Below are 21,972 nucleotides of genomic sequence, written 5' to 3'. Positions count from 1 at the left end.
GAACGTCGATCCCACACAACCACGCCGGTTCGCCCCATGACCAACCGAGCGAGCCGGCACAGCATTCACCCATGTGCGAAGAACAGGTCTAGCGGCGGGGCGTTCCGGCCGGGCACGGCTCTAGAGCGGGGCGTTCCAGCTGAGCACGACCGGCTCGGCGTGCTCGTAGCCCAGCCGGGAGTAGGTGCCGGTGTCCAGCCGGAAGAGCCGGCCGTCGGTCGGAGGGAGATCCAGCCAGCGGGCGCACAGCACCCGCAGGTAGTGCCCGTGGGCCACCAGGGCCACCTCGCCCCCGGCGGCGCGGGCACGGCCGATCACCCGGTCGGCGCGGGCGCCGACCTCCGCCGCGCTCTCACCGGGATGGGCGGCGTCGCCGGGGACCACCCCGTCGCGCCACAGGTACCAGCCGGGCCGGTCCTCGCGGATCACCGGAGTGGTGATCCCCTCGTACCCGCCGTAGTCCCACTCCCACAGGTCGGGATCGATCTCGTAGTCGGTGAGGCCGGCCAGCTCCGCCGTACGGCGGGCCCGCGCCGCGGGACTGACCAGCACCAGGTCGAAGGACCGCTCCGCGACCAGCCGGGCGAGCGCCCGCGCCTGGGCCTCCCCCCTCTCGGTGAGCGGAAGGTCCGTGCGCCCGGTGTGGCGGCCGTTCCGGCTCCACTCCGTCTCGCCGTGCCGTAGCAGGAACATCTCTCTCATATGTCACCCATCATGCCGGTACGGCCGGCGCGGCCGATCGGGTGCCCCTGCCGCCCGGCGGAAACACTCCCCGCGGGACCGTCCGGTCCTCGCGCGTCCGGTCCCCTCCGCGCCCGGTCCTTGCGTGTCCGGTCGATCCGCATCCGGTTGATCCGCCGTCCGATCCCTACGGTTCGGCGGAGCGTCGAGACGGGTTCGGCGGAGCGTCGAGACCGGTTCGGCGGAGTGCCCCCGCTCGGCGGTGCACCCCGTGAGAGGCTGGGGGATGTGACGATATCTGTGGGCCTGGTGGGTGCCGGGCCGTGGGCCGAGAAGGTGCACGCGCCGATGCTGTCGGCCGGACCGCACACCCGCCTGACCGGCGTGTGGGCGCGGCGGCCCGGAGCGGCGGCCGGGTTCGGCGTCCCCGTCTTCGAGCGGATCGAGGAGCTGTTCGACAGCTGCGAGGCGGTCGCGTTCGCGGTGCCGCCCGCCGTACAGGCCGAGCTGGGCGTGCGCGCCGCCAAGGAGGGCAAGGCGCTGCTGCTGGAGAAGCCCCTCGCGGCCGACCTGGAGGGGGCCCGGCGGCTGGCGGACGCGGTCGCCGAGGCCGGGGTGCCCTCCCAGATGGTCCTCACCTGGCGTTATTCGCCGGCTACCAGGGCGTTCCTGGCCCGGGTCTCGGCGATCGAGCCCTTCGGCGGCCGGGCGGCCCACATCTCCGGCGCGCTGCTCGGCAGCGGTTTCACCAGCCCCTGGCGGCTGGAGCGCGGCGCGATCCTCGACGTCGGCCCGCACATGATCGACATGCTGGACGCCGCGCTCGGCCGGGTCACCGCGGTCCGCGCCCACGGCAACCCACGGGGCTGGGTCGGCCTGCTGCTGGAGCACGAGGGCGGCGCGGTCAGCGAGGCGTCGCTGTGCATGAGCGTGCCGGGCGACAAGCCGCCGGCCGCCGTCGAGGTCTACGGCAAGCTGGGCACGGAGGCCATGAACGGCGACCGGCTCGGCTCCGACGTCTTCTCGGTGATGCTCGCGGAGTTCGCCGAGGCCGTCCGCGGCGGGGGCGGCCACCCCCTCGACGCCGCCCACGGCCTGCGTCTTCAGGAGATCATCGCGGCGGCGGAGGAGCAGCTCACCCACGCCTGACGGGTCCGGCGCCGCGGCGCGCGACCCCGCCGGGGGAGTCCTCCGGGCGGCGCGAGGCGTGGCCGGGTGAGGGAAGGTCGACGGCGTGGGTCCTGCGGCCGGGCGGGGGAGGCCGGTCCGAGGGTCCCATGTCGCGGCTCCCCGGGGAATTGGTAACGTTTGCCCGACGCATAACGTGTAGCGAAGTCCGGTGTGAGTCCGGCGCTGTCCCGCAACTGTCATGGTCCCCATGGGGCCGAGCCAGGTCGCCTCCGTTGTGCCGACGTCGTCAGCCCTCGTGGAAAAGGGTGATCCGTCGCTTCTCGCGGGTCTCTCGGTTCCGGCAACTGAAAGGACCTCGGTTGAGGCCCGTACGCCCCGTTCTCGCCGGTGCCCTGCTCGGCATGCTGGCCCTGGCCGGATGCGGTCAGAACTCCCCCTCGTCCTCCTCGTCCCCCGCGGTCTCCTCGGGGGCGAGCTCCGCTCCCGCCGCCCAGGCGGCCGGGTTCCCCGTCACGGTCCAGGCCGGCAACGGTCCGGTCACCATCGCCAGGAAGCCCGAGCGCGTCGTCTCCCTGTCGCCCACCGCCACCGAGAGCCTGTTCGCCGTCGGCGCCGGGCCCCAGGTGATCGCGGTGGACGACCAGTCCACCTACCCGGCCGAGGCCCCCAAGACCGACCTGTCGGGTTTCAAGCCGAACGCCGAGGCGATCATCGCCAAGAAGCCCGACCTGGTCGTGCTCGCCAACGACATCGACGGCATCGTCGCCAAGCTGGCCAAGGTCAAGGTCCCCGTCCTGCTGGAGCCCGCGGCCGCCAAGCTCGACGAGACCTACGACCAGATCGGCGACCTCGGCGCCGCCACCGGCAACAAGGCCAAGGCCGACGAGCTCGTGACCGGGATGCGCAAGCGGATCGACGAGCTGGCCGCCGCCGCGCCCAAGGACAAGAACCTCACCTACTACCACGAGCTGGACGCCACGCCCTACTCGGTGACGTCCAGCACGTTCCTCGGCCAGGTCTACGGGCTGTTCGGCCTGACCAACATCGCGGACAAGGCGCCCGACCCGGCCGGCGGCTACCCCAAGCTCTCCGCCGAGTTCGTCGCCCAGGCGGACCCCGACCTGGTGTTCCTGGCCGACACCAAGTGCTGCGCACAGACCGCGGCCACCCTCGCCAAGCGTCCCGGCTGGTCCAAGCTCTCCGCCGTCGGGAAGGGCCAGGTCGTCGAGCTCGACGACGACATCGCCTCCCGCTGGGGGCCGCGCGTCGTGGACCTCGCCGAGAAGGTCGGCGAGGCCGTGCAGAAGGCCGCGACGGACTAGGTGACCCGCTCCGCCCGCCCCTCCGGCCTCCTCAGCCGCGAAGCCCCCGACATGCCCGACGGTCCTGACGGTCCCGGCGTCCCGGCCGGACGGCCGGGACGCGCGGCCCGGCTCCGGCCGGCGGCGGCGCTGGCGGCGGCCGGGGTGCTCCTGGCGAGCGCCCTCGCCGCGTACCTGGTCGGCGCCGCCGACATCCCGCCGGGGAAGGCGGCGCTGCAACTGCTCGACTGGTTGCCGTTCGTCTCGGCCGACCCGGGGCTGGCGCCGGTCGAGCAGAGCCTGCTGTGGGAACTGCGGCTGCCCAGGGTCCTGCTCGCCGCGGTCGTCGGCGGCCTGCTCGCCTCCGCCGGAGCCGCCTACCAGGGCGTCTTCCGCAACCCGCTGGCCGACCCGTACCTGCTGGGCGCCGCAGCGGGCGCCGGCCTGGCGACCACGGCGACGGTCGTGTTCACCAGGGGCGACGACCAGTCGCTGACCATCCCGGCGGCCGCGTTCGCCGGGGCGATCGGCGGCGTCGTGCTCGCCTACGCGCTGGGCAACGCCGCGGGCCGGGGCGGGGGAACCGCCACGCTCGTCCTGGCGGGCGTGGCCGTCACCTCCTTCCTCACCGCCATCCAGACCTTCCTGCAGCAGCTCCGGGTCGAGGAGCTGGAGCGCATCTACTCGTGGATCCTCGGCAACGTCGGCGGAGGCTGGAGTCAGCTGGCGCTGGTCGCCCCGTACGCGGCGGTCTCGGTGGCGGTCATGCTGCTGCACGGCAGGCTGCTGGACGTCCTGTCCGTCGGCGACGACGAGGCCGCGAGCCTGGGGCTCAACGTGGCCAGGGTCCGGTTCACCGTACTGCTCGCCGCCTCGCTGGCCACCGCCTCGGCGGTGGCGGTCAGCGGGCTGATCGGCTTCGTCGGCGTCGTGGTCCCGCACGCGGTCCGGCGCCTCGCCGGAGGTTCCTACCGGGTCGTCCTCCCGCTCTCGCTGCTCGGCGGCGGCGCCTTCCTGGTCCTCGCCGACCTGCTGGCCAGGACCGTGCTCGCCCCGGCCGAGCTGCCCATCGGCGTGGTGACCGCCTTCGTCGGCGCGCCGTTCTTCGTCGCCGTGCTCCGCGTGACCAAGAGGACGGACACATGAGCGGCCGGGACACGGACGGGCCGGCGGCGGACCGCCGTGACCCGGTCCCGGACGGCGGGACGGGCAGGAGCGGCGGGGACGGCGGGGATACGGCGAGCGGTGTCGAGGTGCGCGACCTCGGGGTCGTGCTGGAGACGCGGACCGTGCTGTCCGGCGTCGGCCTGCGGATCCGGCGCGGCGGCTGGCTCGCCGTCATCGGGGCCAACGGCGCGGGCAAGTCCACGCTGCTCAAGGCGATGGCCGGGGTGCTGCCCCACTCGGGGGAGGTGCTCATCGACGGCGCGCCGGTCCGCTCGCTCAAAGCCCGGGAACGGGCGAGGCTGCTGGCCTACGCCCCCCAGACCCCCGCCCTGCCGGGCGACATGACCGTCTTCGACTACGCCCTGCTGGGCCGCACGCCGTACATCCCCTACCTGGGGCGCGAGGGACGCCGCGACCGGGAGACGACCGCGTCGGTGCTGGAACGCCTCGACCTGTCGTCCCTGGCCCGCCGCCCGCTCGGCCGGCTCTCCGGCGGGGAGCGCCAGCGCGTCGTGCTCGCCAGGGCCCTGGTCCAGCAGGCCCCCGTGCTCCTGCTCGACGAGCCCACCACCGCCCTCGACCTGGGGCACCAGCAGCAGGTCCTGGAACTGGTCGACCGGCTCCGGCTGGCCGACGGGCTGACCGTGGTCACGACCCTGCACGACCTGGGCGTCGCCGGCCAGTACGCCGACTCGATGACGCTGATCGCCGCCGGCCGGGTCGCCGCGTCCGGCTCCCCGGCGGAGGTGCTGACCGGCGAGCTGATCGCCGAGCACTTCGACGCCCGCGTCCGCGTCGCGACGGACCCCTCGGGCCGGCCTCAGGTCCACCTCGAACGACCCGGACGGCGGGAGGACCGATGCGGTTGAGTCATCGCGTCGAGGACGGGGTACGGCTCGCCTCGCTGCTGTGGGAGTTCGGCCCCGGCTGGCGGGCGATCTCCTCGGCCATGGTCGGCGGCGGCATCGGCCCGGTGGAGTGGGTGCTCAACGCCCAGGTCCCGGGCGGCTACGCGCGGATGGACCCGATCGAGCACCTGCTGGAGATGGCCCCGCCGGGCCGCGGCGTCGGCATGCTGACCGCCGCGTCCGTCGAGAGGTTCACCCGGGCCGCCGACGGGGGAGCGGAGGTGGCCGCCACCACGGGGCTGCGCGTCCCGACCTGGGCCGCCGCCCCCGAGGGCGCCGTGGACCCGGAGCTGGCCCCGATGCACGTGCCCGGAACGATCAACATCATCGTGGCCGTGCCGGTCGCGATGAGCGACGCCGCCCTGGTCAACCTGGTCATGACGGTGACCGAGGCCAAGACCCAGGCGCTCGTGGAGGAGGGGTTCCCCTGCACGGGCACCGCCTCCGACGCGGTCTGCGTGGCCGTGCGCGACGACGGGCCCGAGGAGCCGTTCGGCGGCCCGCGCTCCCTCTGGGGCGCCCGCGTCGCCCGCGCCGTCCACTCCGCCGTACGGCGGGGCGCCCGCGACTGGGCGGACCGAGACCGGAGCATCACTCTGAGTGAGGGAATTTCCGGAACTACCATGTGAGCGAGGGCCGGACTCCCGATACTTGAGCAGGTGACCGCTATGGCGACGACAGAACCTACGACAGGGCACGCCCCCGAACGGACGGTTCTCCGCGGAAGACCGCCGTTCAGCGTCGACGACCTGCTGACGTTCCCCGACGACGGGAACCGCTACGAGCTCTTCGACGGGAGCCTGCTGGTGAGCCCTTCTCCCACCCCCATGCACCAGTTCGCGAGCCTTCGTCTCGTGAGGATCCTTGAGGATGCCGCGCCGCCGGAGTTCCAGCCGCTGCAGGAGGTCAATCTTGGAGTCGGTCCCCGCGACTTCTTCATCCCCGACCTCGTGGTGGTGCCGACCGAGGCCGTCGAGGAGACGGAGCTCATGTTCGCCCCCGACGACATCCTCCTGGCCGTGGAGCTGGTCAGTCCGACCAGCCGCAAGCGCGACCGGCACATGAAGCGGTCGGCCTACGCCGCCGCCGGGATCCCCCTGTACTGGCGGGTCGAGCTCGGCGACGGGCCGTCCCTGCACGTCCACGAGCTGGCCGGCGACGAGTACAAGCCCGCGGTGAGGTACGAGGCCGGTGAGACCGCGACGCCGGCCGCCCCCTTCGAGGTGAGCTTCGACCCGGCGGCACTCCTGCGCCCCCGCCGCTGAACCGGGTCCTTCCGGGCAGGTGAGGGCGGTTTCCCAAATGTGATCGAGTGGATTCCCTCCGTATCCCTTCCGTGCCCTTGACTTCTGCTCTACGGTTGCCAGGCTGTCCTTATCCCCCCTGTGGAGTGGCCATGCGGCGGTTGGGCTCGGCTCTGGTGTTCATCGGCGTCCTCGGCGTGGCCGTCGCCGCGACGGCGCCCGCGCTGGCGCACGAGCATCCCAGCGGTATCACCGACCTGGTGACCCCCGCGGTCGTGCGCGTCGAGGCGACGGCGCACGTCGACATCACCCTGCTCGACCACATCGGCGAGCTCGTCCACGTCGAGCGGAGCTACGAGGTGCCGATCGGCTCCGGCACCGGGACGATCGTCACCCCCGAGGGCGCCGTCGTCACCCTCACCCGGGTGGTCAAGAACGCCAAGGACGTCGAGGTCTACGCGGCCAACAAGGTCTTCGCCGACCACCACAAGGTCAAGATCCCCGCCGACTTCGAGCGGCACCACGTCAAGAACGACCGTCTCGACCACCACCTGCAGGAGTGCTACCCGCCCAAGCGGCCCACGGCGACCTGCATCTTCGACGTGACCACCGAGATCCGCGTCTTCCCGAACATCTCTCCCCCCGACCGGCAGGGGTTCAAGGCGGAGATCTCCTCCACCGCCGACAGCCCCGACGGGCCCGCCGTGCTCGTCCCGACCGGCCGCGCCGACGGCGGCACCGGCATGCCCACGGCGCCGCTGGCGGCCGCGGTGCCCGACAAGGACGGCTCACCGGTGGCGGTCGCCGGCTTCACCGGGCGGCCCGCCGCGAACCTGCCGGAGACCGTGGACATCGCGCACCTGCACGCCGGGGGCGCGGGCGAGGGCGGCCGGCGGTTCAAGGACCCGGAGGGGAAGGCCGACGAGCCGAAGAAGCTGGGCGCGCTCATCGACCGGGGTCTGCTCGGCGGGCCGGTGATCGAGGACCGCAAGGGCGAGGTCGTCGGGCTGCTGACCGGCGGCGGTGACGACGCCCGGATGCTCGGCGTCCGCGAGGTGACCAGGGCGCTGGCCGAGGCCCGGGTCACGCCCCGGCGCGGCCCGATCGACGCCGCCTTCGAGCAGGCGCTGACCCGCTTCCACACCGGCTACTACGGCGACGCCGTACCGGCCTTCCAGCGGGTCCTGGAGCTGTATCCGGGGCACACCGTGGCCGCGGCCCGCCTGAAGGAGGCCCAGGCCAAGCGCGGCACAGCCGAGGACAAGGGCGCTGCCCAGGTGCGGATGTCCCCGGGCGCCGAGCACCGCGGGCCGCCCCTGTGGATGTTCCTCGTGGCGGGCGGGGTGCTCGTGGTAGCGGTGCTGGCCGCCGCGCTGCTGCTCTGGCGCCGCGGCGGCGGGACGGAGGCCCCCGGCGCGGCCGGGGCGGACGCCGGGGAGGAGACCGAGGTGGCGGGGCCGCCGACGCCCGTCCCGCCGCCGTTCCGGCGGTCCGGGGAGACGGCCGACCCCACGGTGGTGGTCAGCCGGTCCTTCCCCCCGCTGCCCAGGACGCCGTCCCGGTCCGGCGACGCGGTGCTGGTCGCCCGCGACCCCGGAGCGGGTCCGGCGGGAACGGGCACCCGGAGCACGGAGACCGGCGGCGGGGCGGCGGACGGCCCCGGCCCCCTCTCCCAGCAGGAGGGCGGTTTCACGGGGACGGGCCCGCAGAAGTACTGCACCGCCTGCGGCATGCGGCTGGGGCCCGCGCACCGGTTCTGCGGCTACTGCGGCCACCCCTGTGAGACGTGACGAGCGTGAACGAGAGAAACCTGATCGGCCAGGAGATGGCCGGGTACCGCATCGAGGACGTCATCGGCAAGGGCGGCATGGCCGTGGTCTACCTCGCCGTGGACCCCCGGCTCAACCGCCGGGTGGCGCTGAAGGTCCTCAACCCGCTGCTCAGCGAGGACGACCGGTTCCGGCGGCGCTTCATGCTGGAGTCGCGGACGGTCGCGAGCATGGACCACCCCAACATCATCCCGATCTACGAGGCCGACGCCGCCGCCGACGGCACGCTCTACATCGCGATGCGCTACGTCGACGGGCCCGATCTGCGCCGCCTGTTCTACGACCGGGGGCCGATGCCGGTCGGCCAGGTCAACCGGATCTCCGCCCAGGTCGCCGCGGCGCTGGACACCGCGCACGCGCACGACCTGATCCACCGCGACGTCAAGCCCGCCAACATCCTGATCGCCGGTCACGCCGAGGGGGACCACGCCTACCTCACCGACTTCGGCATCACCAAGCACCGGACCTCGCTGTCCGGGCTGACCGAGACCGACCAGTTCATCGGCACGCCCCGCTACATGGCCCCCGAGCAGATCAACAAGGAGCGCATCGACGGCCGCTGCGACCAGTACGCCCTGGCCTGTGTGGTCTACGAGGCGCTGTCGGGGCGGCTGCCGTTCGAGCGCGACAACGAGATCGCGCTGCTGTGGGCGCACCTCGCCGAGACCCCCACCCCGCTCACCGCGCTCCGGCCCGAGCTGCCCCTGGAGGTGGACGGGGTCATGGCGCGGGCGCTGGCCAAGTCGCCCGAGCAGCGCTACGACACCTGCACCCGGTTCGTCACCGAGCTGCGCGACGCGATCAGCGGCCGGCCGTACGGGTTCGTCACGGACGGCGCCCCGGCGGCGGGAGCGGCGGGGCGGTCCGGGGTGACGGCGGACCGGCCGGGGGACCGGTCCGGGCGGGGGAGCGGGGCTCCGGAGAGCGGCCGGACGGGGAGCGGGGCGGCCCGGCCCGGCGGCCGGCGGATCGTCGTCGGCGCGGTGGCGGCGATAGCGCTGATCGTCGCGCTGGTGGCGACGCTGGCGGTGGTCATGCGCGGCGGCGACGAGTGGACGTCCTATCCGGGTTCGCCCGCCGTGCCGGTCTCCTTCGAGTATCCCGGCGGCTGGGAGCTGCGTCCGCACGCCGACGTGTTCGTGGTGGCCTCGCCCAGGGTGGAGGATTTCCGGGCGCTGTTCGGCACACCGGTCACCGCCGACTGGGCGGCCGTCAACCGGATCATCAAGGACGCGCCGGGGGACGCCGCCGGCGTCTACGCGCAGACGCTGGACACGCTCGACCCGAGGGGGAGCGCCAAGCAGCTCCAGGAGACCCTGCAGTCGTCGCTGCCGGGCACGGTCAACGTGTTCTCCGAGGTGGTCCAGGTGCGGGTGGGCGGTCAGCCCGGCGTGCGGCTGGAGGGGTCGATCACCGATCCGCAGCGCGGCGGCCGGCTGGACTTCACCGGGTGGGCCGTGGAGCGTCCGGACGAACCGGCTCTCATGATCTACTTCTGCGCGCCGGCCGTGTGCGACGACGCGCTTGCCGACCGATTCGTGCGAAGTGTCTCGTTTCAGGCGTTCTGACTTGCAGGCGGCTTGCAAACGGGTTGGCCGGGCCGTCCGCCCTATATGAAGGAAGGGGCGCGGCGGTCTAGTCTCCCCGCATGGCGGTCCCCCTCCCCCTTTCCCGGCTTCCCCGGCGTCTCCGCGCGGTGCCCATCCCCGACCTGCTGATCGGCTGCGCGGTCATCGCGCTGGGCACGCTGGAGGCGTTCACCGTGGCGACCGAGTACGGCGCCGCCGAGACCCCCGAGCTGTGGTGGGTCGGCCAGGCCCTCGTCACGGGCCTGCTGATCTGGTTCCGTCGCGGGGCGCCCGTCGCGGTCTTCATCCTGATGATCCTCGCCCAGTACGTCTGGCACCGGCAGGGCTACGAGACGTGCCAGACCTGGCAGCTCGCCTCCCTGCTGATCGTCTTCCACACGGTCGGCGCCGAGCTGAGCCTCAAGCGGGGCCTCGCCTGGGCCGCGGCCGGGATCCTGGTCTTCGACTCCGGCGCGGTCGACCACCGCCGGCTCCCCTTCGACGAGGTCATCTTCCTGACGGTGGTCTTCGGCGCCGCCTACCTGACCGGCCTGGCCGTGCACGCCTACGCCGCGCGGGCCCGCCGCCTGGCCGAGCACGCCGACCGTGTGGAACGTGACAGGGAGCGCCGGGCCGCCGAGGCCGTCGCCGAGGAGCGGGCCCGCATCGCCCGCGAGCTGCACGACGTGGTGGCGCACAGCGTCAGCATGATGGTCATGCAGGCCGGGGTGCTGCGCCGTACCGGCTCCGGGGACGGCGAGGCGCTGCTCGGCATCGAGCGGATGGGCCGCGAGGCCGTCGAGGAGCTGCGCGTCATGCTCGGCGCGCTGCGCATGCCGCTGGACGAGGCCATCCCGCAGCCGGGCCTGGACATGCTCGCCGGCATGGTCGGCACGCTCGCCTCCTCGGGCCTGGACGTCGTCCTCGACGTGACGGGCGAGCCGGTACGGCTCGCGCCGGGCCTGGACCTCTCGGCCTACCGCATCGCGCAGGAGGCCCTCACCAACGCCGTCAAGCACGCCGGCGAGTCCGACATCCGGATCACGCTCTCCTACCTCCGCGACCGCCTGGAGATCGAGGTGGTCGACGGCGGCGGCACCGCCGCGCCGGAGCTGTCGGCCGGCCTGTCGACCGGCAACGGCCTGATCGGCATGCGGGAGCGCGCCGAGCTGTTCGGCGGCGACTTCGAGGCGGGCCCGCGCCCCGGGGGCGGGTTCCGGGTCCACGCGTCCCTGCCGGTCAGGCAGGAGGTGCTCGCCGGTGGACGGGCCGGATAGGCCGGGCGGGCCGGGCGGGCCGGCACGTGAACCGGCCCGCGGACCGGTTCACGTGCCGGACGGGAAGATCAGACGACCCCTGCGGGCCGCGGCGCGGCCGGATGAGGAGCGGAGATGAACACCGGACAGGGAACGGACACCGGCGTCGTCCGCATCGTGATCGCCGACGACCAGGCGATGGTGCGCACGGGACTGCGGCTCGTCGTGGAGAGCGAGCCGGGCATGGAGGTGGTGGGTGAGGCGTCCGACGGCGTGGAGGCCGTCGCGGTGGCCCGCCGTACCCGGCCGGACGTCGTGCTGATGGACATCTCCATGCCGCGGATGGACGGCCTCGCCGCGGCCGGGCAGATCCTCGGATGGCCCGACCCGCCGAAGGTCGTCATGCTCACCACCTTCGACACCGACGAGAACCTCTACGCGGCGCTGCGCGCGGGCACCAGCGGCTTCCTGCTCAAGGTGTCGCCGCCCGAGCAGCTCGTGGAGGCCGTCCGCGTCGTCGTCGGCGGGGACGCGCTGCTCGACCCGGCCGTCACCACCCGCGTCATCGCCTCCTTCGCCGGCCGCCACGAGCCCGCGCCGCCGCCGCGCCTCGCCGAGCTCACCCCCCGGGAGCTGGAGGTCCTGCGCCTGCTGGCCCGTGGCCTGACCAACGCCGAGATCGCCCGCGAGCTCTTCGTCGGAGAGGCCACGGTCAAGACCCACGTGGCCCGGGTGCTGATGAAGCTCCACCTGCGCGACCGGGCTCAGGCGGTGGTGTTCGCGTACGAGTCGGGGGTGGTACGGCCCGGCGCCGCCGTCGGGTAGTACGAGACCCACTCCTCACGGCTCATCCGGAGCATCTTCACGCCGAGCGAGCCGAGCGCGGCCACCGGGGCCGTCCACAGCACCACGGTGACGGGACCGTACTCGACGAGCATGGAGGAGACGTACCCGATACCCGCGACGAGCGGGACCCACCAGTGCGCGAACCCGGACCGCCAGACGCCGACCAGCAGGACCGGCAGGCCGAAGATCGCGAGGAAGATCCAGGGCATCTGGAAGCCGAAGACGAAGCCGGGGAGGTCCATCATCTCGTCCAGGATGCGCTGGGCCTCCTCGGGGGTGTAATGGCGGCCCAGCCACCACTCCACCGGGTCGCTGAGCAGCAGGCCCGAGAGGTTGACGAAGCCGAGGGCGACCAGCGGGCCCGCGACGTGCCCGAAGACCGCGGCGCGGCGGCGCATCACGTGCATCAGGGCGAGGGCGGCCAGGCCGAGCAGCAGGTACGCCCAGTGGTACAGCACCGACTGGACCTGGGCGAGCGCGGGGTCGTCGCCGTAGCTGACGGCCTCGCGGCTGTCACCCCAGGTGCCGGGGTCGATGACGACGGCGATCGCCTGAAGGAGGGGGGCGACGATCAGCAGCGTGCCGGAGGCGACGCGCCGGAACGTGGCGGAGTCCTTGAACATGGGTCTTCCTTGCGGTTCACGGGGCGTTCCGCGCCCTCGCGTCCGCGGGGCGGTTCCGCGCCCCTGATGCCTGTGCGGGGCTCGCGGCCCTTCCCGGGCCGCCTGCGGCGGTCCTTCATCCGGGACCGTCACGGGGTCCGGCCCCCCTTCGGGGCCGCCCGCGACGGCCTCTCCCCGGACCGTCCCGACGAAGGTAGGCCGCGGTCCCGCCCCAGGTCGTCCGCCTCCCGGCTGACCCGCCGTCCCCCGCCCGGGCTAACGCCCCCTCCCGTCCTCAGGAGGCGGGGCGTGGGGCGATGCCGTGCAGGAGGGTGGTGACGACGCCCTCGGCGAAGTCCGGCGGGGCCTCCGCCGGGATCGGGCCGGAGCCGAACAGCAGGCGGGGCAGGACCCACTCGTGGCAGGCGCCGACGATCAGCATCGCGGCGGCTTCGGCGGAGGCGTCCGGGGACAGGCGGCCGAGACCCTGCTCGGCGCGCAGGTAGGCCGCCAGGACCGCCTTCAGCCCGTGGCCGTCCCCCAGCGGGTTCGGCATGGCGTCGAACAGCCGCATGACCTCGGGCTGGGAGAACAGCCCCGCGAACGCGGGCAGGAACGCCGCGTGCAGGGCCAGGCCGTAGGCGACGCAGGCGCGGAGGTTGGCCTCGACGTCACCCTCGCCGGCCCTGACCGGCAGCCCGCCCAGTGCCCGCTCGACGTCGCGGACGTGCGCGTGCAGGGCGAGCGCGATCAGCTCCTCCTTGCCCGCGAAGTGGTTGTAGAGGACGCCGTCGGCGACCCGCGCCTCGCGGGCGATCTCCCGTACGGTGAGCCCGGCGGTGCCACGCCGGGAGATCAGGCGCCCGGCGGTGGCGACGAGGTGCTCGCGCAGGTTCGCCTCGCCCTCGCCGTCCCGCAGGACGGCCGCTTTTCTCGGTGACATCGCGCCTCATCGTAGTCCGGCCGCCCCAGCCTTGGCCGTACCCGCGAGGTCAGGGGCGGACGGCGGTGACCAGCCAGGCGGCGCCGCGCAGCCGTACGGCGCCGTCCCGCTCGAAGGGCCGCAGCGCCTCGGCGAGCGCCTCGCGGGCACGGCCGGCGGCGGCCGGATCGACCTGGCCGAGCAGGAAACGGACCGGGCCCCAGGCGCCGAGGAACGCCCCGGCGTCCTCGGCGTCGCGTCCCCAGTGCTGGGGGGCGTCCACGGCCGTCACATCCACCTTCCCGAACCCGGCGCCGGCCAGCACGTCCCGGACGTGATCCGGCTCGGCCAGCGACTCCGGCCCCGGCCCGCCGGGCTCGGTCGTGGCGGGCCGCCGGGGCAGGTGCCGGGCCATCGCCGCGAAGACCTCGCCCAGCTCGTTGTCCTCCATCCGGCGCAGGCAGAGGAACGCGAGCCGTCCGCCGGGGCGCAGCGCGCGGCCGATGTTGGCGAACGCGGCGACGGGGTCGGCGAAGAACATGATCCCGAACCGGCTGACGGCCACGTCGGACCCGGCGTCCGGGAAGGGGTGGACCTGGGCGTCGCCCCGCTCGAAGGTCACGTTGGCCAGGCCCTCCGCGGCGGAGCTCGCCCGCGCCCGCTTCAGCATCGGCGCCGACAGGTCCACCCCGGTGGCGTGGCCGAGCGGGGCCCGCCGCGCGGCCAGGCGCGTCACCTGGCCGTTGCCGCACCCGATGTCGAGGATCCGGTCGTCCTCGGAGACGGCCGCCGCGCCGAGCAGGTGGTCGTTGAACCCGCTGTTGACGGCGTCGTAGCGGTCCTGGTTGCCGGCCCAGTGCTCGCCCTCGTAGCCGTTCCACGCCTCGGCCTGGTGGGTGTTGACGACGGATCCCATCGGATCTCCTCTCCGGAGTCGCCCCAGGGCGGCTCCGCACGCTTTCCAATCTTTATGAACATGCGTTCATGAACGCTCGTTCATAATGAGGCGGCGAAACGGGCCCTGTCAACCGCGGATGCGGACGGGGCCGGTGCGATGGGAGCCCGAGGCGCGGGAGGGGGCGGACGGGCCGACGGCCGTCACCGAATGTCCGCTTCCGGTCACGGATACGAGTGGGAATCAGCTGGAAACGGAGTCGGGGAACCCCCGGTCGGGCAAGCTTGAAGAGACGGCGCGGTGCCGTCGGCCGGATGGGGGGACGTGTGCAGCTCGACGCCGTCGTGCTGGGCGCGGCCGCGTGTGTGTTCGCGGTCGTGTCGGGGGCGAACGACGGCGGCGCGCTGCTGGCGACCGGCCTCAAACTGCCCAGCGTGCGCCCGGCGACCGGCATCCTCGCCCTGACGGCGGCGCTCGTGCTCGTGCCGCTGGCCTCCCAGCGGGTGGCGCTGACGTTCGTGACCCGGCTGGGCGGGTTCGGCGGTCCCGGAGGCCGGCAGGCCATGACGATCGCCGTGTTCGCCGCACTGGTCGTCGTCGCGGTGCTCAGCGCCTCGGGCCGCCCGACCAGCCTCACGCTCGCCGTCGTCGGCGGCCTGACCGGCGCCGGTGTCGGCTGGGGGCTGCCCGTCTCCGGCGGGGCGGTCGCGCTGGTCCTGGCCGTGGCCCTGGCCGCGCCGTTCATCGGGGCGCTGGCCGCCTGGGTCGTGGCGCGGCTGCTGCTGGGCCTCACCACCCGGCGAGGCCTGCGCCGCTGGCACCTGGCCGGGTTCGCCCTGCAGTGCGTCGCCTACGCGGCCAACGACGGGCAGAAGATGCTCTCCGTCTTCATGATCGCGATGGGTGTCTCCCGGGCCCCGCTGCCCGTCACGTCCGTCGCGGCCGTCCTGTTCGCCGCCGGGACGCTGTACGGCCTGCCCCGGGCCGGCCGTGCGCTCAGCAGGGAGATCATCGTCTCCCGGCCGCTGCACGGCGTCGCGGCCGAGCTGGCCTCCGGCGTCACGGTGGTCGGCTGCGCCGCGGCGGGGATGCCGGTCAGCATGACGCAGGCCATCGCGGGCGCCCTGATCGGGGCCGGCGTGTCCCAGGGCGGCGGCCGGGTCCGCTGGCCCGCCGCGCTCAGGATCGTGGTCGCCTGGGTCCTGACCCTGCCCGCCGGCGTGCTGCTGGCCGGGACGGTGGCGCTCGCCGTACGGCTGGCGGAGAAGGGGGCGGGGGTGTGAGGCGGAGACTGCGGCGGATCCGCGACCTGCTGACGGGGCGGATGGACAGCATGCTCGCCGACGCGCTGATCGGCCAGCTGGAGGCCACCAAGAAGGGCGCCTGGCTGGCCCTGTCCATGATCGGGGGAGAGGTCGGCAGGACCGGCGCGCACGAGCGGATGCGCGCCATCGAGCACCTGGGCGACGAGGAGCGCCGCCGGCTCGTGGAGGAGCTGACCGACGCCCTCGTCACCCCCATCGACCGGGAGGACCTGTACCGGCTGTCGCGATCCATCGACGACGTGCTCGACTCGCTGCGCGACTTCGTCCGCGAGTCGCACCTGTACCGCGTGCCCGACCAGATCCGCTTCTCGCCGCTGCTCGACCAGGTGATCGTCGGCATCGAGGCGCTGGAGAACGCGGTGACCGGCCTGTCCGCCAGGCCGTCGGCGGTGATCGAGAGCGCCCTGGAGGCGAAGAAGGCCGGCGGCGCGATCCGCAGGATGTACCAGTACGAGATCTCGCGCATCTTCTCCGGGAAGCTGACCGCCGAGGCGATGAAGGAACGCGAGCTGGTCCGCCGCCTGGAGATCGTCGGCGTGGCCATCGGCGACGCCGCCGACGCCATCGCCGACGGCGCGATGAAACGCTGACCCGCCGCCCGGTCGCCCGGATGTGCGATGCCGGACGCTCCCACGGCTTCGTCCCGGCGCCTCTCGCCGTTCCCGCATTGACATATAAGTAAAAACCGATGAAAATGATCGTCGTGACGACGAGGGGAGGGCGCCCGCGCAAGGAGGCCGGGGAGCCGGCGGACCGGTTCGCCGCCCTGGCCGACCCCACCCGTCGTCATCTGCTCGAACGGCTCGCGGAGCGCGAGCACGCCGTGAACGAGCTGGTGGAGGGGCTGGAGCTGAGCCAGGCCGCGGTCTCCCAGCACCTGAAGGTGCTGCGGGAGGCGGGCCTGGTGACCGTCCGCGCGGAGGGCCGCCATCGGCGTTACGGGCTGGACCCGGCGGGCTTCGAGCCCCTGCGGGACTGGCTGGACGAGCTGGAGCGCTTCTGGCGTGCACGCCTGAGAACGCTGGGCGACTACCTGGACCGTCCCGGGGGAGCGATGAACGGTTCCGAAGGAGAGCGATGAAGGCCGACATCGACCTGTCCGAGGTGTACCCACATCCGATCCGGCACGTCTGGGAGGCGCTGACCTCGTCGCGGGCGCTCGCCGCGTGGCTGATGCCCAACGACTTCGTCCCCGAGGTCGGGCACCGGTTCACCTTCCGGACACGCCCGGCGCCCGGCTTCGACGGCACGGTCCGCTGCCGGGTGCTGGAGCTGAAGGCGCCCTGCCGGATGGTGTGGTCCTGGGAAGGCGGGCCGATCGAGACCACGCTCACCTTCACACTGACCGAGCTCGGCGACCGGTCCACGCGGCTCCGGTTGCATCAGGTCGGCTTCCACGGCCTGGGAGGGGCGCTCACCCGCCGCCTCCTCCGGAGCGGCTTCCGCGACATGCTCCGCGAGGGACTGCCCGCCTGGCTCGATCGTCCGGACGGCCCGCCGGAGTCGCCGCCGCGCGACGGGTCCGCCCCCTGGCCGCGGCGCCGTGCCGAGAGTGACTGACACGGTACGGCTCGACTCGCCGTGCGGGGGCCACGAACCGTCCGGGTCCGGAGCCCGGACCGGACGGGGGAGACGCGAAGGCGGCGGGAAGACGAACGGAACGCAGCTAAAGCAGAGAAGGGAACAGGGAAATGGCACTCACCGATCTCGATGTCGTCTCCGTCCCGGTCGCCGACCAGGGCCGGGCCAAGGACTTCTACACCGGCGTCCTCGGCTTCGCCGAGCTGGCGGACAACCCGTTCGGCGACGGAACGCGCTGGGTGATGCTGTGCCCGCCGGGCGCCACCACCAAGATCACCCTGACCACGTGGTTCCCGACCATGCCGCCCGGATCCCTCAAGGGTCTCGTGCTGACGTGCGACGGATTGGAGGCCACGATGGCCGACCTGGAGCGCCGCGGTCTCGCCTTCAACGAGACGGAGATCCAGCAGTCCCCGTGGGGGCGGTGGAAGACCTTCGACGACCCGGACGGCAACGGCTGGGTCCTCCAGGAGTCCGTCTCCTGACGGGAGCCGCCGACCCGCCTTCCCGGCTGCTCTTGCCGGGCCGGCGCCGGACGCCAGGCCGCACACATGATCTTTTCACGGTGGCGGGTGAACCGTCGGATGTACGAGGTACACCATCTGGTGCATGGCCGGGTGTCTCGTTTGATACGACGCGCCGCACCCCGCGGGTTCCGTAGTTTTCCGCCATGATTCCGATGAAGCCGATCATCCTGGGCGGAGCCGGCACGTGCGCCCTCGCCTTCGCCCTCTCCGATGTGGTCAACCGCGAGATGAGCCCGATCGGCGAGACGGTGAGCCGTTTCGTCAACACCCAGCACGGCTGGCTGGTCACCGTGGGCCTGTTCGGTTTCGCCGTCACCGCCGGCGCCCTCGCGGTGGGGGTGCCCGACCGCGCCGGGAAATGGCTGCTCGGCTCCTGGGCGGCCTGCCTGTCGGTGGCCGCGATCTTCCCCGCGGACCCGCCGGGCAACTGGGACCACCCGTCGATCTCGGAGACGGTGCACGGTCTGGCCGCCTGGACGGGACTGGCCGTGTTCACGGTGGCGGTGGTGATCCTGACCAGGCGATGGCGGAGGAACGCCGGGACGCCGCTGCCTCTACGCCCTGTCGCGGTGGCGGTGGTGACAGGGATGATCCTGTTTGTGATCACTCTCGTGGACGTCATGGCATTCCGTGTGCTGCCCCCGCTGATCGGCCTGACCGAGCGCTTCGTCGTTGCGGCCGACCTGGCCTGGATGTGCCTCGCCGCGGTGTGTCCGCACGCTCCACGACGGTCGCCGAGCCGATGAACACGCTGCTCGCCCTTCTCACCGCGATCGCCACCGTCGCCGGGTCCGCCCTGTTCGCCGGCTCGGTGACCTGGAGCGGCACGGTGCCGCTGGCGGTGGTATTGGCCGGACTGGTGCCGGTCGGCAAGCGGTGGCCGGTGCAGGCCCTGCTGGCCTCCGCGGTGGTCCTGATCGGTTGCCGGGGCGCCGGGCTGTTCGAGGGCGGCTGGATATGGCCGCTCACCGTCGCCTTCCACACGGCGGCCGACGCGGGCCGGACCCGCCTGGCCGCCGGGGTCGGGGTCTTCACGTTGGCGTACGGCCACGTCTGGGACTCGGTGGTCGCCTCGAAGGCGTTCACGGGGACCATCGCCTCGACCGGCACCGAGGCGCTCTGGCTCGCACTGGTCCTGGCCGTGGCGCGGGTCCGTCACCGTCAGCGGCAGTGGCGGGCCGAGCACGAGGCCCGACTCGAGGTGGAGGCCCGGCGCCGTCTCGCCGAGCAGCGACTGGACATCTCCCGGGAACTGCACGACATCGTCGCCCACACGCTGGCCGTCGTCGGCGTGCACATCAACGTCGCCGCCGACGCGCTGCACGATGACCCCGAGGAGGCGGCCGAGGCCCTGCGGACCGCGCAGGCCGTACGCGCCGAGGCCATGACGGACCTGCGCTCCCTCGTCGCCCTGCTCCGCAGGGACGACTCCTGTGGCGTGCCCGTGTCCGATCTCGCCTCCGTCGCCGCCCTGGTCGAGCAGGCCCGCGCGACCGGGCTGACCGTGAGCCTCACCGAGGACGGCGACCCGGGGAGCGTTCCCGCCGTCCCGGCCGTAACCGCCTATCGGGTGATCCAGGAGGCACTCACCAACGCCATCAAACACGCCGGATGCGCCCATGTCTCGGTACGGCTGACCTGCACGCCGGAACACGTCACCGTGCTCGTCGAGGACGACGGCCGGGTGGCCGGTCCGATCACCGAAGGCAACGGTCTCACCGGCATGCGGGAACGGATCACCGCTCTCGGCGGAACGCTGACGATCACCGGTTCGCGAGGGCTGGCCGTACACGCCCGCATTCCCGTCAGGGCAGGCTTGCAGTCATGACGATCAGTGTGCTGCTGGCCGATGACCAGGCTCTCGTCCGTGCCGGATTCCGCAGCCTGCTGCGCCGTACCAGAGGGGTCGTCGTGACGGGGGAGGCCGCCACCGGCGACGAGGCCGTGCGAACGGCGCGTGCGACGCGGCCCGACGTGGTCCTCATGGACATCCGGATGCCCGGCATGGACGGCATCGAGGCGACCCGCCGTATCCTCGCCGAACTGCCCGGCACCCGGATCGTCATCCTGACCACGTTCGACACCGACGACCACGTGTTCGCCGCGTTGCGCGCCGGAGCCAGCGGATTCCTCACCAAGGAGGTCCTGCCGGCCGACCTGCGACGCGCGATCGAGGTGGTCGCGGCGGGGGAGTCGCTGCTGTCGCCCGGGGTGACCCGGCGGGTCGTCGAACGGTTCACCGGGAACCCCGCCGCCGCCGACGACCACGCGCTGGAGGCGCTGACCGACCGCGAGCGCGAGGTGGTCCGGCTGGTGGCGCGAGGGCTGTCCAACGAGCAGATCGCCGACCGGCTGGTGATCAGCCCGCTCACGGCCAAGACCCACATCACCCGGTCGCTGGCCAAGCTGGGCGTGCGCGACCGGGTCCAGCTCGTCATCCTCGCGTACGAGAGCGGACTGGTCCGCCCAGGGCTGGAGTGACCGCCTTCCGGCGTGAGCGGGGTCGTCGGCCTGCCCCGTCCCGCGCGGTGACCTCCGGCCGCGTCCGGGACCGGGGATCTCCGCCGTGCACGAGACCGTCGTACTCCGAGTACAGGGTTTTCTGAATTCAGGTATTTGTGTACTGTCGGGTCATGCTGACCGTAGCCCCCGAGATCGAGGTGCTCGCCAGGTTCGGACGCGCCCTGGCCGACCCGATCCGCTGCCGCGTCCTCCTCGCCCTGCGTGAGGCCCCGGCGCACCCCGCCGAACTGGCCGACCTCCTCGGCGTCTCCCGCACCCGGCTGTCGAACCACCTGGCCTGCCTGCGCGACTGCGGCCTCGTCGTCGCGGTCCCCGTCGGCCGCCGCACCCGCTACGAGCTGGCCGACCCCCGATTCGGCCACGCCCTGGACGACCTGCGCGCCGCCGTGGTCGCGGTGGCCGCCGACGCCGACCGCACCTGCGCCGACGCCGCCGAGAAGGGCTGCTGCCGATGACCGCCGATCTCGGTCCCGGCCGTGGTCTCGGGCCTGGTCCCCGTACCGTTCCCGTTCCCGGGCTCGGGCTCGGGCTCGGCATCGGGCCGTCCCCGGCCCGCCGCGCCGCGCTGCGACGCCGCATCCGGCTCCTGGTCGCCGCCACCATCACCTACAACGTGATCGAGGCCGCCGTCGCCATCACCGCCGGCACCGTGGCCTCCTCCGCAGCCCTGATCGGCTTCGGTCTGGACTCGATCATCGAGGTCGCCTCCGCCGCCGCCGTCGCCTGGCAGTTCTCCGCCGCCGACCACGAGCGGCGGGAGAGGACCGCGCTGCGCGTCATCGCGGTCTCGTTCTTCGCGCTGGCCGCCTACGTCGCCTACGACGCCGCCCGCGCCCTGCTGGGCGTCGGCGGCCAGGCCGGGCACTCCACCCCCGGCCTGGTGCTGGCCGCCGTGTCGCTGCTGGTCATGCCGTTCCTGTCGGCCGCCCAGCGCCGCGCCGGCCGCGAGCTCGGCTCCGCCTCCGCCGTCGCCGACTCCAAGCAGACTCTGCTCTGCACCTACCTGTCCGCCGTACTGCTGGCCGGGCTCGCGCTCAACAGCCTGTTCGGCTGGTCCTGGGCCGACCCGATCGCTGCCCTGGTCATCGCCGCCGTCGCGGTCAAGGAGGGCCGCGAGACCTGGCGCGGGGAGACCTGCTGCGTACCCGTCGCCGCCACCGGCGGGCCGGAACCGGCGGGACGGGCGGAACGGCACTGCGCGGACGGCTGCTGCGCGCCGGGCACACCGGGTGAAAAGCCCCAAGCGGCCCAAGCATCTCAGACGCCTCAGGCGCCTCAGACACCTCGGACGCCTCAGACGAAGGAGACCCTCTCGTGATCGGCCGTCCGATGCCCGCCCGGGTCCGCGCCGCCTACCGCGCCGAGATGCGCGCCGCCCGCGACGCCGCCGACCCCGGTCTGCGCTGGCGGCATCTGGAACGTGCGCACATCCTCTCCCAGCCCTGGCCCTGGCCGCACACCCGCAACCACGTCGCCATGTTCGCCCTGGCCGTCGTCCAGCGCGACCGGCGCGAAGCCCTCGGCCAGGTGATCCGCGTCATCGTGGCCGCCCCCGGCTCCGCGCTGGGCCGCTATCCGGAGGGCAACACCGGCCGGGCCGGCGTCGGCCTGACGCGGCCCATGCCCGTGCCCGCCGACCTGGCCGAGCTGCTTCAGGCCTGGTGAA

25 protein-coding genes are annotated in these 21,972 nt (G+C 73.3%); 21 read left to right on the top strand and 4 right to left on the bottom strand.

The window, feature by feature from the left end; all coding sequences use genetic code 11:
* Window positions 1–120: 120 nt before the first annotated feature.
* The gene (locus ACZ6W9_RS07500) at window positions 121–702 is read right to left on the bottom strand and encodes a histidine phosphatase family protein (RefSeq protein ID WP_362928649.1); all 582 of its coding nucleotides are present in this window, start codon (window positions 700–702) and stop codon (window positions 121–123) included.
* A gap of 267 nt (window positions 703–969) precedes the next feature.
* Here ACZ6W9_RS07500 and ACZ6W9_RS07495 point away from each other — a divergent pair, with 267 nt between their 5' ends.
* The 10 genes from ACZ6W9_RS07495 to ACZ6W9_RS07450 all read left to right on the top strand — a co-directional run bounded on the left by ACZ6W9_RS07495 (window position 970) and on the right by ACZ6W9_RS07450 (window position 11,910).
* On the top strand, window positions 970–1,830 hold the full coding sequence (locus ACZ6W9_RS07495; protein ID WP_362928651.1) for a Gfo/Idh/MocA family protein: 861 nt from the start codon (window positions 970–972) through the stop codon (window positions 1,828–1,830).
* A 341-nt stretch (window positions 1,831–2,171) separates the two neighbouring features.
* Complete coding sequence (locus ACZ6W9_RS07490; protein ID WP_389955348.1) at window positions 2,172–3,134, top strand: ABC transporter substrate-binding protein; 963 nt, start codon at window positions 2,172–2,174, stop codon at window positions 3,132–3,134.
* A 51-nt stretch (window positions 3,135–3,185) separates the two neighbouring features.
* Window positions 3,186–4,259: a FecCD family ABC transporter permease gene (locus ACZ6W9_RS07485; RefSeq protein WP_389956306.1), complete on the top strand. Its 1,074-nt coding sequence runs from the start codon at window positions 3,186–3,188 to the stop codon at window positions 4,257–4,259.
* A complete protein-coding gene (locus ACZ6W9_RS07480; RefSeq protein ID WP_389955345.1) occupies window positions 4,256–5,149 on the top strand; it encodes an ABC transporter ATP-binding protein in 894 nt (297 codons plus the stop codon). The genes ACZ6W9_RS07485 and ACZ6W9_RS07480 overlap by 4 nt, the downstream gene beginning before the upstream one ends.
* Window positions 5,140–5,817 carry an adenosylcobinamide amidohydrolase gene (locus ACZ6W9_RS07475; protein WP_389955342.1) on the top strand — a complete coding sequence of 226 codons (678 nt, stop codon included), beginning with the start codon at window positions 5,140–5,142 and terminating at the stop codon, window positions 5,815–5,817. Before ACZ6W9_RS07480 ends, ACZ6W9_RS07475 begins: the two co-directional genes overlap by 10 nt.
* A 39-nt stretch (window positions 5,818–5,856) precedes the next feature.
* On the top strand, window positions 5,857–6,453 hold the full coding sequence (locus ACZ6W9_RS07470; RefSeq protein WP_389955339.1) for a Uma2 family endonuclease: 597 nt from the start codon (window positions 5,857–5,859) through the stop codon (window positions 6,451–6,453).
* A gap of 131 nt (window positions 6,454–6,584) precedes the next feature.
* Window positions 6,585–8,222: a hypothetical protein gene (locus ACZ6W9_RS07465; protein ID WP_470116887.1), complete on the top strand. Its 1,638-nt coding sequence runs from the start codon at window positions 6,585–6,587 to the stop codon at window positions 8,220–8,222.
* 5 nt (window positions 8,223–8,227) lie between these two features.
* Window positions 8,228–9,829: a serine/threonine-protein kinase gene (locus tag ACZ6W9_RS07460; RefSeq protein ID WP_470116886.1), complete on the top strand. Its 1,602-nt coding sequence runs from the start codon at window positions 8,228–8,230 to the stop codon at window positions 9,827–9,829.
* A gap of 80 nt (window positions 9,830–9,909) precedes the next feature.
* Window positions 9,910–11,106, top strand: coding sequence for a sensor histidine kinase (locus tag ACZ6W9_RS07455; RefSeq protein ID WP_389955331.1), 1,197 nt, complete (start codon window positions 9,910–9,912; stop codon window positions 11,104–11,106).
* Window positions 11,107–11,220: 114 nt separating this feature from the next.
* Window positions 11,221–11,910, top strand: a complete 690-nt coding sequence (locus ACZ6W9_RS07450) for a response regulator (protein WP_389955328.1) — start codon at window positions 11,221–11,223, stop codon at window positions 11,908–11,910.
* Here the strand turns inward: ACZ6W9_RS07450 and ACZ6W9_RS07445 are convergent.
* From ACZ6W9_RS07445 to ACZ6W9_RS07435, 3 genes are all read right to left on the bottom strand, one after another.
* Window positions 11,850–12,554 carry a hypothetical protein gene (locus ACZ6W9_RS07445; protein ID WP_389955326.1) on the bottom strand — a complete coding sequence of 235 codons (705 nt, stop codon included), beginning with the start codon at window positions 12,552–12,554 and terminating at the stop codon, window positions 11,850–11,852. The genes ACZ6W9_RS07450 and ACZ6W9_RS07445 overlap by 61 nt on opposite strands.
* A 274-nt stretch (window positions 12,555–12,828) precedes the next feature.
* Window positions 12,829–13,476 carry a TetR/AcrR family transcriptional regulator gene (locus ACZ6W9_RS07440; RefSeq protein WP_470116885.1) on the bottom strand — a complete coding sequence of 216 codons (648 nt, stop codon included), beginning with the start codon at window positions 13,474–13,476 and terminating at the stop codon, window positions 12,829–12,831.
* A 49-nt stretch (window positions 13,477–13,525) separates the two neighbouring features.
* Window positions 13,526–14,371 carry a class I SAM-dependent methyltransferase gene (locus tag ACZ6W9_RS07435; RefSeq protein WP_389955321.1) on the bottom strand — a complete coding sequence of 282 codons (846 nt, stop codon included), beginning with the start codon at window positions 14,369–14,371 and terminating at the stop codon, window positions 13,526–13,528.
* Between the two features lie 293 nt (window positions 14,372–14,664).
* On the opposite strand from ACZ6W9_RS07435, the gene ACZ6W9_RS07430 reads away from it, so the two are divergent.
* The 11 genes from ACZ6W9_RS07430 (at window position 14,665) to ACZ6W9_RS07380 (ending at window position 21,971) form a co-directional block, all read left to right on the top strand.
* The gene (locus tag ACZ6W9_RS07430) at window positions 14,665–15,633 is read left to right on the top strand and encodes an inorganic phosphate transporter (protein ID WP_389955318.1); all 969 of its coding nucleotides are present in this window, start codon (window positions 14,665–14,667) and stop codon (window positions 15,631–15,633) included.
* A complete protein-coding gene (locus tag ACZ6W9_RS07425; RefSeq protein ID WP_389955315.1) occupies window positions 15,630–16,265 on the top strand; it encodes a DUF47 domain-containing protein in 636 nt (211 codons plus the stop codon). The genes ACZ6W9_RS07430 and ACZ6W9_RS07425 overlap by 4 nt, the downstream gene beginning before the upstream one ends.
* A gap of 113 nt (window positions 16,266–16,378) precedes the next feature.
* Window positions 16,379–16,756: an ArsR/SmtB family transcription factor gene (locus tag ACZ6W9_RS07420; protein ID WP_389955313.1), complete on the top strand. Its 378-nt coding sequence runs from the start codon at window positions 16,379–16,381 to the stop codon at window positions 16,754–16,756.
* Window positions 16,753–17,235: an SRPBCC family protein gene (locus ACZ6W9_RS07415; RefSeq protein WP_389955311.1), complete on the top strand. Its 483-nt coding sequence runs from the start codon at window positions 16,753–16,755 to the stop codon at window positions 17,233–17,235. The genes ACZ6W9_RS07420 and ACZ6W9_RS07415 overlap by 4 nt, the downstream gene beginning before the upstream one ends.
* 131 nt (window positions 17,236–17,366) lie before the next feature.
* The gene (locus ACZ6W9_RS07410) at window positions 17,367–17,741 is read left to right on the top strand and encodes a VOC family protein (protein WP_389955309.1); all 375 of its coding nucleotides are present in this window, start codon (window positions 17,367–17,369) and stop codon (window positions 17,739–17,741) included.
* Window positions 17,742–17,926: 185 nt separating this feature from the next.
* Window positions 17,927–18,529, top strand: a complete 603-nt coding sequence (locus tag ACZ6W9_RS07405) for a DUF998 domain-containing protein (protein WP_389955306.1) — start codon at window positions 17,927–17,929, stop codon at window positions 18,527–18,529.
* Complete coding sequence (locus tag ACZ6W9_RS07400) at window positions 18,493–19,611, top strand: sensor histidine kinase (RefSeq protein WP_389955303.1); 1,119 nt, start codon at window positions 18,493–18,495, stop codon at window positions 19,609–19,611. Before ACZ6W9_RS07405 ends, ACZ6W9_RS07400 begins: the two co-directional genes overlap by 37 nt.
* Entirely contained in the window at window positions 19,608–20,264 is a 657-nt protein-coding gene (locus tag ACZ6W9_RS07395) for a response regulator (protein ID WP_470116884.1), read from the top strand. Before ACZ6W9_RS07400 ends, ACZ6W9_RS07395 begins: the two co-directional genes overlap by 4 nt.
* A gap of 152 nt (window positions 20,265–20,416) precedes the next feature.
* Window positions 20,417–20,761: an ArsR/SmtB family transcription factor gene (locus tag ACZ6W9_RS07390; protein ID WP_389955297.1), complete on the top strand. Its 345-nt coding sequence runs from the start codon at window positions 20,417–20,419 to the stop codon at window positions 20,759–20,761.
* The gene (locus ACZ6W9_RS07385) at window positions 20,758–21,624 is read left to right on the top strand and encodes a cation efflux transmembrane domain-containing protein (RefSeq protein WP_389955294.1); all 867 of its coding nucleotides are present in this window, start codon (window positions 20,758–20,760) and stop codon (window positions 21,622–21,624) included. Before ACZ6W9_RS07390 ends, ACZ6W9_RS07385 begins: the two co-directional genes overlap by 4 nt.
* Entirely contained in the window at window positions 21,621–21,971 is a 351-nt protein-coding gene (locus tag ACZ6W9_RS07380) for a DUF3703 domain-containing protein (RefSeq protein ID WP_389955292.1), read from the top strand. Before ACZ6W9_RS07385 ends, ACZ6W9_RS07380 begins: the two co-directional genes overlap by 4 nt.
* Window position 21,972 lies beyond the last annotated feature (1 nt).

The sequence above is a fragment of the Streptosporangium sp. NPDC053982 genome (assembly GCF_055585205.1).
The sequence above is the reverse complement of the archived record's forward strand: the minus strand, read 5'-3'. Positions and strand labels throughout refer to the sequence as shown.

Bases quoted from the DNA above. Each gene is read 5' to 3' on its own strand.
- ACZ6W9_RS07500 (WP_362928649.1), bottom strand. From the start codon at position 702: ATGAGAGAGATGTTCCTGCTACGGCACGGCGAGACGGAGTGGAGCCGG.
- ACZ6W9_RS07485 (WP_389956306.1), top strand. From the start codon at position 3,186: ATGCCCGACGGTCCTGACGGTCCCGGCGTCCCGGCCGGACGGCCGGGA.
- ACZ6W9_RS07480 (WP_389955345.1), top strand. From the start codon at position 4,256: ATGAGCGGCCGGGACACGGACGGGCCGGCGGCGGACCGCCGTGACCCG.
- ACZ6W9_RS07475 (WP_389955342.1), top strand. From the start codon at position 5,140: ATGCGGTTGAGTCATCGCGTCGAGGACGGGGTACGGCTCGCCTCGCTG.
- ACZ6W9_RS07470 (WP_389955339.1), top strand. From the start codon at position 5,857: ATGGCGACGACAGAACCTACGACAGGGCACGCCCCCGAACGGACGGTT.
- ACZ6W9_RS07465 (WP_470116887.1), top strand. From the start codon at position 6,585: ATGCGGCGGTTGGGCTCGGCTCTGGTGTTCATCGGCGTCCTCGGCGTG.
- ACZ6W9_RS07455 (WP_389955331.1), top strand. From the start codon at position 9,910: ATGGCGGTCCCCCTCCCCCTTTCCCGGCTTCCCCGGCGTCTCCGCGCG.
- ACZ6W9_RS07450 (WP_389955328.1), top strand. From the start codon at position 11,221: ATGAACACCGGACAGGGAACGGACACCGGCGTCGTCCGCATCGTGATC.
- ACZ6W9_RS07445 (WP_389955326.1), bottom strand. From the start codon at position 12,554: ATGTTCAAGGACTCCGCCACGTTCCGGCGCGTCGCCTCCGGCACGCTG.
- ACZ6W9_RS07440 (WP_470116885.1), bottom strand. From the start codon at position 13,476: ATGTCACCGAGAAAAGCGGCCGTCCTGCGGGACGGCGAGGGCGAGGCG.
- ACZ6W9_RS07435 (WP_389955321.1), bottom strand. From the start codon at position 14,371: ATGGGATCCGTCGTCAACACCCACCAGGCCGAGGCGTGGAACGGCTAC.
- ACZ6W9_RS07430 (WP_389955318.1), top strand. From the start codon at position 14,665: ATGGGGGGACGTGTGCAGCTCGACGCCGTCGTGCTGGGCGCGGCCGCG.
- ACZ6W9_RS07415 (WP_389955311.1), top strand. From the start codon at position 16,753: ATGAAGGCCGACATCGACCTGTCCGAGGTGTACCCACATCCGATCCGG.
- ACZ6W9_RS07410 (WP_389955309.1), top strand. From the start codon at position 17,367: ATGGCACTCACCGATCTCGATGTCGTCTCCGTCCCGGTCGCCGACCAG.
- ACZ6W9_RS07405 (WP_389955306.1), top strand. From the start codon at position 17,927: ATGATTCCGATGAAGCCGATCATCCTGGGCGGAGCCGGCACGTGCGCC.
- ACZ6W9_RS07395 (WP_470116884.1), top strand. From the start codon at position 19,608: ATGACGATCAGTGTGCTGCTGGCCGATGACCAGGCTCTCGTCCGTGCC.
- ACZ6W9_RS07390 (WP_389955297.1), top strand. From the start codon at position 20,417: ATGCTGACCGTAGCCCCCGAGATCGAGGTGCTCGCCAGGTTCGGACGC.
- ACZ6W9_RS07385 (WP_389955294.1), top strand. From the start codon at position 20,758: ATGACCGCCGATCTCGGTCCCGGCCGTGGTCTCGGGCCTGGTCCCCGT.